The following is an 11794-nucleotide window of genomic DNA, read 5'->3' on the forward strand; positions in this document are numbered from 1 at the left end:
ATCGGCAGCGTGATGTTCTCCAGCGCCGTCAGGGTGGGCAGCAGATTGAACGCCTGGAAGATGAAACCGACCTTGTCCCGGCGCAGTCGCGTGAGCTTCTTCTCCTTCAGGCCCGTGATCTCGGTCTCACCGATCCACACCTGCCCCGACGACACCGCGTCCAGCCCCGCGAGGCAGTGCATCAGCGTCGACTTGCCCGAGCCCGACGGACCCATGATCGCCGTGAACGCGCCCCGCGCGATGTCCACGTCCACCCGGTCCAGCGCCACCACCCGCGTCTCACCGGCGCCGTACGCCTTGACGACCTGCCGCGCCCGCGCGGCAACGGCCGTACTTCCTCCACTGCCCCCGGTCCTGGGATTCACTACAGCCGTTGTCACGGTATGTCTCCTGTATCGACTGCTATCGACTGTGCCGCGCCGGGGACTTCCCCGAAGCCCGCGGCACCGACTGGATTTACGCGAAGAGCCTGTCGCACCCGGTCCGGCACCGCGATGGTGCGCGGCGCCGTATCCGTACGGGGGCCGGCACCACCCCACCGGTGCGGCACCCTGCGTCAAGCAGCCTAGGGAGTGATCCGCCCGCCCTCGTCCTGCCAGGGGACGATCCGCGGGTAGGTGGAAGGGGGTACCACCCCCTAGGGGACTCGGTCCCGAGGATGCCCTTTCCCCTTACGTCAACCTCAAGTCGGCACAGGCCGACCGGGCGGCCGGGCCGGGCGCGGACACGGCGAAGGGCCCCGACCGGTGGCCGGGGCCCTCCATTCGAACTTTGAGCTCCCCCGCCAGGACTCGAACCTGGAATGATCGGACCAAAACCGATAGTGTTGCCAATTACACCACAGGGGATAGTAAAAGCCTTAATTCGGACATCCTTTCCGGCTGTCCGAACCGGCCTCCACCACTATGCCGTACCACCAGCCCTCGATGCGACGGTAAAGGTCGGCACTGCCGAGAACCCTCACCACAAGGCAGCCGTGATACGCCTTGCCGGTGTTCTTGCGCACCGTCACGGGGTTGTGCTTCTTGAGCGTGACCCCCTCCAGCACGCTCACGTCCACTCCGACGAGGTCAGCCCAGTAACGCTCAGCCCCCTCGACATCCGCCGACTCGTGGATCATGACGCGGAAGCGCAACCGCTCCGGCTCCACACCGACCAGCGCCAGCCACCTCAGGTACAGCGTGATCATCCCCGGGTCGCTGTTCACGAAGGTGACTCGTTCCTCAAGACGGTACGACTTGCTCTTCGTCCCCTCGGCCCAGTAAAGGCCGACCCCTACCAGGAACAGCTCCCGGTCCGTCATGCGACCGATCTCGCCGGCCGCCATCGCCTTCGTCTGCTGTCGCAAGACCTCCTGCTTACGCCGGTAAGGCTCCCAACGCGCCTCCGCCATCGCGCGGGCGTGCTCCGCACGCCTCGGCCTCGGCAGATCCCGCACCCACAGCGACACCGAGCTCTTCGACACCCCCAACTCCGCCGCGATCTCGTCGTATGTGCGGCCCGCGCGGCGCAGGGCGCGTGCGCGCTCCTTCATCTCCGTCTTGGCTTGAACCATGACGTCATCCTGGACCCGCAAAGGAGTGCGTGGTTCGAAAATCCGGATGATTCAGTGCTTCGGGTGAAAAGTAGCTTTTTCATCACCGCTCACACCGGTCCTCACCCCGGCGCACATGCGGTTTTCCGCGGGCGGAGCCGCCCCGAAAACCGCTGGCGGGCGGCCGTAGGCTGGGCGGTATGACCGAGACGGGGGAAAGTGTCGAGGCCCGTGACCAGGGCCGGGGCGATGCGCCTCGGGGGCCGCTGTGGTGGACGCGGCGTCGCGGTGCGGCGCTGGACGCGGTGCTCGCGCTGGCGTCGGGTGCGGAGTGCGCGGTGCAGGGGGTGCCGTTCGCGCGTGAGGCCGGTCTTCCGGTGGGTCTGTCGGTGGCGCTGGGTGCGCTGGCGGGGCTGGCGCTGGTGCTGCGGCGCAGGTGGCCGATCGCGGTGGTGCTGGTGGCGATCGCGGTCACGCCGGCGCAGATGGGCGTTCTGCTGGGGACGGTGGGGCTGTACACGCTGGCGGCGTCGGAGGTGCCGCGGCGGATCATCGCTCTGCTGGCCGGTATGCAGGGGCTGGGGACGCTGATCGTCGCGGTCGTGGAGCTCCGGCGGAGTGTGGTGCGGGACGACTACGGCTACGACCCCCCGGTGTGGTTCGTTCCGCTGGTGTCGGTGCTGATGTCGGTGGGGGTGACGGCTCCTCCGGTGCTGCTGGGGCTGTACGTGGGGGCGCGGCGGCGGCTGGTGGAGAGTCTGCGGGAGCGTGCGGACGGTCTGGAGCGGGAGTTGTCGCTGCTGGCGGATCGTGCGGAGGAGCGTGCGGAGTGGGCGCGCAACGAGGAGCGGACGCGGATCGCGCGCGAGATGCACGATGTGGTGGCGCACCGGGTGAGTCTGATGGTGGTGCACGCGGCGGCGTTGCAGGCGGTGGCGCGGAGGGATCCGGAGAAGGCGTCGCGGAACGCGGTGCTGATCGGGGACATGGGGCGGCAGGCGCTGACGGAGTTGCGGACGATGCTGGGTGTGCTGCGGGCGCATGAGGCGAGGCCGTCGGGGTCCGCGCGGGTGTCGGGGGCTGTGGAGTCGGATCGTCCGTTGGCGCGGGTGGCGGAGGTCGCGGAGGCGGTCACGGCGTCCGCGGGCCGGGGTTCGGCGGGCGCGGAGGGTCCGGTGGACGGCTCGGAGGAGTCCGGTGGGCCGTGCCTGGGTGACCTGGACGCGCTGGTGGGGCAGTCGCGGGCGGCGGGGATGTCGGTGGAGTTGTCGGTGGAGGGGGAGGTGCGTTCGTATGCGCGGCGGGTGGAGCGGACGGCGTACCGGGTGGTGCAGGAGGCGTTGACGAACGTGCACAAGCATGCGGCGGGTGCGTGTACGCGGGTGCGGCTGGCGTGTCGTGCGGGTGAGGTGGCGGTGCTGGTGGAGAACGACGCGCCGGCGGAGGGTGTGCGGGGTGCGGGGTTGCCCAGTGGGGGCAACGGCCTGGTGGGGATGCGTGAGCGGGTGGCGGCGCTGGGCGGGGGGTTCGTGTCGGGGCCGACGGAGGCGGGGGGTTTCCGGGTGTCGGCGGTCATTCCGGACCGGGGCTGAGGCCGGGACCGGGGGCGGTCGGCCGGGGGCCCGGGGTCATTCCGGGGCGCGGGGGAGGCGTTTGGGGTTGGTGCCGGTGATGAGGGTGGCGAGTGCGGCGTCGAAGGTGGGGCCGAGGTACCAGTCGCCGGTGTGGTCGATGCTGTAGACGCGGCCTTGTTCGTCGATGGCGAGGAGCGCGTTGCCGTCGTCCTCTTCGCCGAGGGGTGCGAGGGCGGTGTCGAGGGCGCGTCCGAGGTCGTTGAGGGTGCGGGGCCAGTGGAGGCCGTGCAGGGGGTCGACGCGGACGGCTGTGGGGGCGATGTGGCGGCCGGGCTCGGTGCCCGCGATGCGGAGGCCGCCGAATTCGGCCCAGGCTTCGACGGCGGCGGGGAATACGGCGTGCCGGTGTCCGGTGGGTGAGTGGTGGGCCCGGAGGGTGTCGGCCCAGATCTCGGCCTGTGCGATGTGGTGGCGTCCGGGTGTCCAGCCGGCGGCGCGGAGGGCGGCGTCGACGGGGACGGGGAAGCGGGTGGTGGTGGTGTCGCGGGGGTGGGGGATGGGGGTGTTCACCGTTCTCCTGCGGTGTCGACGGGGCGCACGCCGAAGTGTGCGAGGAGGGCTGTGCAGGAGCGGCAGGGGGGTGCGTAGGTGCCGTGTGCGGGGTCGCCGTCCTCGCGGATGCGCCGGGTGGTGATCTTGGCGCCCTTGAGTGCTTTGCGGGCTTCGCCGGTGCTGAGGGGTTTGCGGCCGGCGCGTTTGCCGCGGCTTGCTTCGGCGGTGGTGAGGTGGCGGGAGATGAGGACGGCTTCGGGGCAGCGTCCGGTGTGGCGTTCGCGTTGGGGGGTGGTGAGGGTGTCGAGGTAGTCCTGGACGAGGGGGTGGAGGGCCGGGGGGGTGTCGGCTTTGCCCGCGGTGCAGGTGAGTGTCCGGCCGCGTACGGAGAGGGCGGCGGCGACGGTGGGCATGATGCCGTCGCGGCGGTGGCGCGGGACGGGGGTGGTGTCGTCGGGTGCGCCCCAGCCGATGCGGGGGTCCGAGGGGTGTTCGGCGGTGTTGTGTTGTGTGGCGTGCATGGTTTTTCCTCCCCGCGCATCCCCCCGATGGCGTTGGTTCAGGGTGCCAAACGGGCGGGCTTTTGGGAAAGCGGGGTCGGTTTCGGGGCATGTCGCAGGGCGTGTCCCGGCCCGGTGTGGCCGTGTTGTGAGTGTGCCGTGCCGGGGTGGCGAGGTGTCCGCCGGGGTGGCGGTGGGGTGTCGGTCGGGGGTGTGCCGGGGCGGGTGGACGGGGGCGGGACCGGTGGTGGGGGCAGCGCATAGGCTGTGCTCGTCAGCGCCCATCGGCGCCCGTAAGCCAGTTGCCAGCAGGGGGCACCGCCATGACGACAGGTAGGCCTGGGTTGGGGGTTTCTCCCGGTTCCCGTCCCGGGGAGGGGTTCGCGCCGCCGAACGCGGCCTATGCCGGTCAGGTCGTGCGTTTTCCGGATCCGGTGCGGGCTGCCCGGTATCCGGGTGGTGTGCGGGTGGATGAGCGGGGTTATCCGGATTTCTCGCCGTTCGCGCGTGCGGCGGTGGAGATCGCGGAGCCGCCGGAGGGTTTCGGTGGGGACGAGTTGCGGTTGACCGACCATGTGTCGGCGAACGCGGCTATGTGTGCGGAGGGTCATGAGTTGTGGGCGGAGTTGCCGTCGGTGGCGACTCCGCACGGCTGGACGTGGCATCACGTGGCGGGTGGTCGCAGGCTGGAGTTGGTGCCGGTGGAGGTGAAGGCTCTGCTGCGGCATCACGGTGGTCTGGCGACGGCTGTGGTGGATCACGGGAAGCGGGGGACGCGGCCGTTGCGGGAGACGCGTCCGGTGCGTTTCGAGGTGCCGCACGGTGTGGCGGTGTCCGAGGAGCAGGTGCTGGACGCGGAGGAGGCCCTGGGGTACCGGCTGCCGGAGGCGTACCGGTCGTTCCTGAAGGCGGCGGGTGGTTGTGCGCCGGCGGGGGTGGCGCTGGACGCGGAGTCGGGGTTGCTGGTGGATCAGCCGTTCTTCACGGTGCGTGAGGAGGCGGCGGTCAATGATCTGGTGTACGTGAACAAGTGCCTGCGGGATCATCTGACGAAGGATTATCTGGGTGTGGCCTTCGTGCAGGGCGGGATTGTCGCGGTGAAGGTGCGCGGTGAGGCGCCGGGGTCGGTGTGGTTCTGCGCGTACGACGACGCGCGGGACCGGGACGGACTGTCGGTGCGGGAGCGGGTGGCGGGGCTTCTGCTGCCGTGCGGTGCGGATTTCGACGACTTCCTGTTGCGGCTGGCGGGTAATCCGCCGGAGTTGGAGACCGTGGCCGGCCTGATGGTGGACGGCGGGTTCGCTCGTGCCGTTCCGGTGGAGGGGTGAGTCTCGATGGTGACGTTCGCGCAGGCGCAGGAGCGTGCGGAGCGCTGGGTCAACGGTGGTGTTCCGGCGTATCAGCGCCGTGAGGTGCGGGTGCGGGAGTTCGGTCTGGGTTTCGTGGCGTGGGCGGAGGATCGCGCGGACGGTCCGTCGTCGGGTGGCGGCCGGCAGCGGCTGGTGATCGCGCGGGACAGCGGTGAGTCGACGCTGTGGCCGGCGTTGCCGGTGGGTGAGGTGATCCGCCGGTACGAGGAGGAGTACGGGGCCGCGGCCGAGGCGGCGCCGGCGGCTCCGCCTCGGCGGGTGGATCTGGAGGCGACGTCGTTCCTGCTGACGCCTCCGGAGTGGTTGCAGGAGGCGGCGGACCAGTTGGGGTTTCCGGGGCGCCGTGCGGCGGCCGGCTCGGGGGATTCGGACGGTTCGGGCCGGTCGTCGGGTGGTCCCGCACCGGCGCCGGATGCGCCGGCGTCCGCCGGGGGGACTGTTTCCGGCTCCGGTTCCGGTTCGCCGTGGGATGCGGCGGACACCAGTGGCAGTGGTGGCGATCTGGCGTCGGCGCGGCCGCCGGTGACGGTGTCCGCGCCGCCGATCAGCGGGAGTGATGACGAGGACGGGGGGCCGGGTCCGGCGTCCGGGACGGGCTCGGAGGCCAGGACGGCGCTGCTGCCGGAGGGCGGTGGTGTGCTGCCGGGGACGGCGGCGGCTCCGGCGGTCGGCGACCCGCAGGGTTCCGCGCGGGACCGGGACCGGGACCAGGACCTGGAGCGGCAGCCCTCGCGGTCTCCGCGGACTCCGCCGGGCGGGGTGCACCACGCGGCGACGATGCCGGCCGATCCGTCGGCGGGCGGCCCCGGTACTCCTCCGCCTGCCGCTCCCGGTGCTCCGCCGCCGCCCGGCGCTCCGGGGGCGCCAGGGGACGCCGCCACCGGCCGTGCGCCGAAGCGCGGCGGGTCGTCCGTGCCGCCGCCGGGTGAGCCGGGTGTGCCGGGGGCGCGTCCGGGTGGCGCCGGGGCGGCTTCGCCGGGTGGTTCGCCCGGTGGTGCGGCCTATGCGCCGACGCAGTTGGTGTCGGCGGACGAGGTGGCGTCCCAGGGGGGCGCGGACACCCCTGCGCCGGGTGCTCCGGCCGCTCCGGGGGGCGGGGTGCACCACGCGGCGACGATGCTGGCGGGTCCGGGCGGTCCGGGGGTTCCTCCGGGCGCGCCGTCGTACGGCGGTCCGGGGCAGCAGCCGCCCGGTATGCCGATGGTCGGGCCCGGTTACATGGCGGTGCTGCGCTATCGCGCGCCGGACGGTTCCGAGCAGCAGCTGATCCGCCGTTCGGCGCCGGGCACTCCGCATCCGGAGTGGCAGATCCTGCACGAGCTGCGGGCGACGGGTGTTCCGCCGCAGCAGGTGCTGGAGCTGCACACGGAGCTGGAGTGCTGTGACGTTCCCGGTGGTTACTGCGCGCGGATGGTGCGGGAGTCCTGGCCGCAGGTGCGGATCAGCCACACCGCGCCGTACGGGCGCGATGTGGCCTCCCGCCAGCAGGGCGTGCGTCATCTGATAGAGCATCAGGGCGAGTTGCACCAGGTGGCCGACGGTCCGGCACGTCCGGCGCCGGTGCGGGTGCCGCTTCCGCCGCCGCATCTGCTCCAGCCGGCGCCGGCGGTCGGGCCGGACGGTGTGGCGCAGGAGCTCACGCAGGCTTTCGGCCCGCAGGCGGTGTTCCGTTTCGACCAGCGTGCGGTCTCCCGGCAGGGTGTTCCGGACGTGGTGGCGCAGACGCTGGTGTGGGCGGGTCTGCCGGTGGAGTTCGGTCCGTTCTTCTGGGCGCAGGCGCAGCCGGGGCGTCCGGTGCCGACGCTGGCGGAGCTGGCGCGGGAGCGCGGGGTGCCGCCCTCGGCGGACGCGGCCTCGTATCTGGTGATGGGCAACGACTACGGGCGTCAGCTGTGCGTGCAGTACGGCACGGCGCACATCGTGGCGGTGCCGCTGGAGGCTCCCGCGGGCGGCGGTCCGGCGGCGGCGCGGTTCGTCAACAGCGGTCTGCCGCAGTTCGTGCGGTGTCTGGCGCTGCTGGGCCGGATGTGGCGGCTGCGGTACGGGTTGACGCCGGAGCAGGCGGGCCGCTGGACGGTGGATTTCCAGGGGATGCTGGCGTGCCTGGATCCGGCGGCCCTGGCAGGTCCGGAGAACTGGTGGTCGGTGCTGCTCGAGCAGATGTGGGACGGGTTGCTGTAGTCGTCGCGTCCCGGTCGTCACCGGTGTGTCCGTGCCCGGTCTCCGCTGAGCGGGGGCCGGGCACGGCTGTTCCCCGCTCCGTTGCCCCGCTCCGTTGCCCCTGCCGTTCCCCCGGCCGTTCCCCCGGCCGGGGGGCGCGCCGGGAGGATCACGCTTCCGTGTGTGTTCGCGGGGTTTGTGTCGGTTGCGGGGTGTGGGGTCCCATGACGCATGCTGGGTGGGATATCCGCCGGATTGTGTGGAGGTTGGGGTTCACGATGTCTGCGTCGTCTGCGTCCAAGTCGCCTCATGGCTTCGCCGTCGTACGGGGCCGCGGTTACCGGCCCGAGCAGGTCGACCGCTACACCAGCGGGCTGTACGGGGATCTGGAGGGGGCGCGGGAGCGCCTGACCGGGCTGGGGGCGCTGGCCGGGGAGCTGGAGGCGGAGGCGGACCGGCTGCGGGGGGTGGTCGCCGCGCTGCCTCCGCAGACGTACGAGGCGCTGGGCGAGCGGGCCCGGCTGATCCTGTCCGAGGCGGAGGCCGAGGCCGGGGAGCTGCGGGAGCGGGCGCGGGAGGAGTCGCGCCGGGTGCTGGAGGGGGCGCGGGAGGAGGACCGGGCGCGGCGGGAGGCGGCGCACGGTGGTGCGGCCCGGGTGCGGGAGGAGGCGGACGAGGCGGCGGAGGCGGCGCTCGGGCGGGCGCGGGAGCGGGCCGGTCTGCTCCGGGAGCGGGCGCGCGCGGAGGCCGAGGGGCTGCGGGAGGCCGGCGAGCGCGAGCTGCGGGAGATGGCCGAGCGCTGTGAGGCGCTGCTGCTGGAGCAGGAGGGGAAGCAGGCCCAGGAGGCCGAGGGCCGGGAGCGGGAGCTGGCCGGGCGCGAGGCGGCGGTGGCGGAGCGGGCCGCCGAGCTGTCCGGGCGGGGCGAGGCGGTTCTGGAGCGGGCGCGGCGGGAGTCCGCCGGGGCGGAGGAGGACGCGCGGCGGCTCCAGGCGGAGGCCGAGGAGCGGGCGGCGGAGTTGCTGGCGCGGGCGCGGCTGCGGCGGGAGCGCGTGGAGCGGGAGACGGAGCGGATCGTGCGGGCGCACGAGCGGCGGCAGGAGGCGGTGCGGCAGCACATGGCGCATGTGCGCGCGAGTCTGGCGGCGATCGCCGGCCGTGCACCGGGTGACGCGGACGGTGCGGAGGGCGCCGGTGGCGCGGGCGGGGCGGAGGGCGCGGCCGGCGGTCCCGGCGGAACCGCTGGTGGAACGGGCGGCGCGGCGGTGCCGGGCCAGGGGGCACCGGCGGAATGACCGGGTCCCCCCGGGTATCCTGCGGATGACACCACACCTTCCCGCGCGGTTTCGCCGCGGTCCGTCCCGTGAACCGGCGGTGGCCGCCGGGTGTGCGGGAGTGGTCCTCCGGGTGGGTTCCGTGCCGGTCCGGCGGCCCGTCCCGCCATCCGTCCACAAGACGTCCGAAGTTCCGTCCCGAAGCCGAAGGGCACACCCGTGAGCGCCAACCGCCCGGCAGCCGTCGTCGTCCTCGCAGCGGGTGAGGGCACCCGCATGAAGTCCGCCAGGCCCAAGGTCCTGCACGACATCTGCGGGCGGTCGCTCGTGGGTCATGTGGTGGCGGCCTCCCGTGAGCTGGACCCCGAGGAGCTGGTGGTGGTCGTCGGCCACGGCCGCGAGCGGGTCACCGAGCATCTGGCGGCGCTGGACGCGAAGGTGCGCACGGCGGTGCAGGCCGAACAGCGGGGTACCGGGCACGCGGTGCGCACGGCGCTTCAGGCACTGGCGGCCGACGGGGTGCGGCCGGCGGGGACGGTGGTGGTCGTCTGCGGCGACACCCCGCTGCTGACCGGCGAGACGCTGTCGGGTCTGGCCGAGGCGCACGCCGGGCAGGGCAACGCGGTGACGGTGCTGTCGGCCGAGGTGCCGGACGCGACCGGTTACGGGCGCGTCGTGCGCTCCGGGGACGGCGCGGTGACGGCGATCGTGGAGCACAAGGACGCCACCGGGGAGCAGCTGGCGATCCGGGAGATCAACTCGGGGGTCTTCGCGTTCGACGGGCGGCTGCTGGCCGAGGCGCTGGGCCGGATCGGCACGGACAACAGCCAGGGCGAGGAGTACCTGACCGATGTGCTGGGCATTCTGCGTGCCCAGGGACACCGGGTGGGCGCGTGTTCGGCGGGCGACCACCGGGAGATCGTCGGGATCAACAACCGGGTACAGCTGGCCGAGGCGCGCAGGCTGCTGAACGAGCGGCTGCTCCGGCGGGCGATGCTGGCCGGTGTGACGGTGGTGGATCCGGCGTCGACGTGGCTGGACGCGACGGTGACGTACGAGCCGGACGCGCTGGTGCATCCGGGTACGCAGCTGCTGGGTTCCACGCGGCTGGGCGCGGGCTGCGAGGTCGGGCCGAACTGCCGGCTGGCGGACACCGTCGTCGGCGAGGGCGCGGTGGTGTCCAACGCGGTGGCCGACTCGGCGGAGATCGGTCCGGGCGCGTCGGTGGGCCCGTACGCGTATCTGCGGCCCGGGGCGCGGCTGGGCCCGAACTCGAAGGTCGGCACGTATGTGGAGATCAAGAACTCCGAGGTGGGCGAGGGCACGAAGGTGCCGCACCTGTCGTACGTGGGTGACGCGACGATCGGCGAGCACTCGAACATCGGCGCCGCGAGCGTGTTCGTGAACTACGACGGGATGAACAAGCACCACACCACGATCGGCTCGCACTGCCGGACGGGTGCGGACAACATGTTTGTGGCTCCTGTCACGGTCGGGGACGGGGCGTACACCGCCGCCGGGTCCGTGATCACCAAGGACGTGCCGCCCGGTTCGCTGGCCGTCGCGCGCGGCCAGCAGCGCAACATCGCCGGCTGGGTGGCCCGAAAGCGTCCCGGGAGCGCGGCCGCGCGGGCGGCCCGGGCCGCGGGCGAGGAGAGCGGTGACGGCCCCGTGGCCGGGGGATGACCCGGTGGGAGTGCCCCGGCCAGGGCGTACCGTGAGAGGCGCACATCGTGGTGCGCCCCGACGAATCGATGCTCGCAAGGAGATTGTGTTGTGACCGGGATCAAGACGACCGGCCAGAAGAAGATGATGTTCTTCTCCGGCCGCGCCCACCCCAGTCTGGCGGAGGAGGTCGCGGGGCAGCTCGGTGTCAGCGTGGTCCCGACGAAGGCGTTCGACTTCGCCAACGGCGAGATCTACGTGCGCTTCCAGGAGTCCGCCCGTGGCGCGGACTGCTTCCTGATGCAGAGCCACACCGCTCCGATCAACAAGTGGATCATGGAGCAGTTGATCATGGTGGACGCGCTCAAGCGGGCCTCGGCCCGGAGCATCACCGTGATCGTGCCGTTCTACGGTTACGCGCGGCAGGACAAGAAGCACCGCGGCCGTGAGCCGATCTCGGCGCGGCTGGTCGCCGATCTGCTCAGGACGGCCGGCGCCGACCGGATCCTCACCATCGACCTGCACACCGACCAGATCCAGGGCTTCTTCGACGGCCCCGTCGACCACCTGTTCGCGCTGCCGGTGCTGACGGACTACGTGGGCGGCAAGGTGGACCGTTCCAAGCTGACGGTGGTCTCGCCGGACGCGGGCCGGGTGCGGGTCGCCGACCGCTGGTGCGACCGGCTGGGCGCGCCGCTGGCGATCGTGCACAAGCGCCGCGACCCGGACGTGGCGAACCAGGTGACCGTCCACGAGGTCGTCGGCGACGTGCGGGGCCGGGTGTGCGTGCTGGTGGACGACATGGTCGACACCGGCGGCACGATCTGCGCGGCCGCCGACGCGCTGTTCGAGGGCGGCGCCGAGGACGTGATCGTGGCGGCCACCCACGGTGTGCTGTCCGGTCCGGCGGCGGACCGGCTGAAGAACTCCAATGTGAGCGAGTTCATCTTCACCGACACCCTGCCGACGCCGAGCGAGGTGGACGTCGACAAGATCACGGTGCTGTCGATGGCCCCGACGATCGCCCGCGCGGTGCGCGAGGTGTTCGAGGACGGCTCGGTGACGAGCCTCTTCGACGAGCAGGCGTAACGGTTCGGCGGGGGGGGGGGGGCCGGGGGCCCGCCCGGGGGGGGGCGCCCCCCCCGGGCGCCCCCCGCGGCCGGGGGGG

The 11794-nt window shown here is 72.7% G+C and carries 10 protein-coding genes and 1 tRNA gene; 6 read left to right on the forward strand and 5 right to left on the reverse strand.

Going from position 1 to position 11794, the window contains the following annotated elements:
- The 3 genes from AC2CJA_RS17895 to AC2CJA_RS17905 form a co-directional block, all read right to left on the reverse strand.
- Positions 1–380: ABC transporter ATP-binding protein (locus tag AC2CJA_RS17895; RefSeq protein WP_484603701.1), on the reverse strand; the 380-nt coding region annotated here is incomplete at its 3' end.
- Between the two features lie 396 nt (positions 381–776).
- A tRNA-Gln gene (locus AC2CJA_RS17900) sits at positions 777–848 on the reverse strand.
- An 11-nt stretch (positions 849–859) separates the two neighbouring features.
- A complete protein-coding gene (locus AC2CJA_RS17905) occupies positions 860–1555 on the reverse strand; it encodes a helix-turn-helix domain-containing protein (RefSeq protein ID WP_484603702.1) in 696 nt (231 codons plus the stop codon).
- Between the two features lie 179 nt (positions 1556–1734).
- Between AC2CJA_RS17905 and AC2CJA_RS17910 the strand changes: the two genes are divergently transcribed.
- Entirely contained in the window at positions 1735–3126 is a 1392-nt protein-coding gene (locus AC2CJA_RS17910; RefSeq protein ID WP_484603703.1) for a sensor histidine kinase, read from the forward strand.
- A 36-nt stretch (positions 3127–3162) separates the two neighbouring features.
- On the opposite strand, the gene AC2CJA_RS17915 is transcribed toward AC2CJA_RS17910, so the two are convergent.
- Entirely contained in the window at positions 3163–3678 is a 516-nt protein-coding gene (locus tag AC2CJA_RS17915; RefSeq protein ID WP_484603704.1) for an SUKH-3 domain-containing protein, read from the reverse strand.
- Positions 3675–4181 carry a YwqJ-related putative deaminase gene (locus AC2CJA_RS17920; protein ID WP_484603705.1) on the reverse strand — a complete coding sequence of 169 codons (507 nt, stop codon included), beginning with the start codon at positions 4179–4181 and terminating at the stop codon, positions 3675–3677. The genes AC2CJA_RS17915 and AC2CJA_RS17920 overlap by 4 nt, the downstream gene beginning before the upstream one ends.
- 302 nt (positions 4182–4483) lie before the next feature.
- Here AC2CJA_RS17920 and AC2CJA_RS17925 point away from each other — a divergent pair, with 302 nt between their 5' ends.
- The 5 genes from AC2CJA_RS17925 (at position 4484) to AC2CJA_RS17945 (ending at position 11715) form a co-directional block, all read left to right on the forward strand.
- A complete protein-coding gene (locus tag AC2CJA_RS17925) occupies positions 4484–5488 on the forward strand; it encodes an SMI1/KNR4 family protein (RefSeq protein ID WP_484603706.1) in 1005 nt (334 codons plus the stop codon).
- 6 nt (positions 5489–5494) lie between these two features.
- Positions 5495–7711 carry an SUKH-4 family immunity protein gene (locus tag AC2CJA_RS17930; protein ID WP_484603707.1) on the forward strand — a complete coding sequence of 739 codons (2217 nt, stop codon included), beginning with the start codon at positions 5495–5497 and terminating at the stop codon, positions 7709–7711.
- A gap of 257 nt (positions 7712–7968) precedes the next feature.
- Complete coding sequence (locus AC2CJA_RS17935; protein ID WP_484603708.1) at positions 7969–8982, forward strand: cellulose-binding protein; 1014 nt, start codon at positions 7969–7971, stop codon at positions 8980–8982.
- Positions 8983–9180: 198 nt separating this feature from the next.
- Positions 9181–10647, forward strand: coding sequence for a bifunctional UDP-N-acetylglucosamine diphosphorylase/glucosamine-1-phosphate N-acetyltransferase GlmU (glmU, locus tag AC2CJA_RS17940; protein WP_484603709.1), 1467 nt, complete (start codon positions 9181–9183; stop codon positions 10645–10647).
- A 90-nt stretch (positions 10648–10737) separates the two neighbouring features.
- Positions 10738–11715 (forward strand): ribose-phosphate diphosphokinase, encoded by a 978-nt coding sequence (locus AC2CJA_RS17945; protein ID WP_484603710.1) that lies wholly within the window; start codon positions 10738–10740, stop codon positions 11713–11715.
- Positions 11716–11794 lie beyond the last annotated feature (79 nt).

This window comes from Streptomyces sp. ATLC9 (assembly GCF_057196705.1).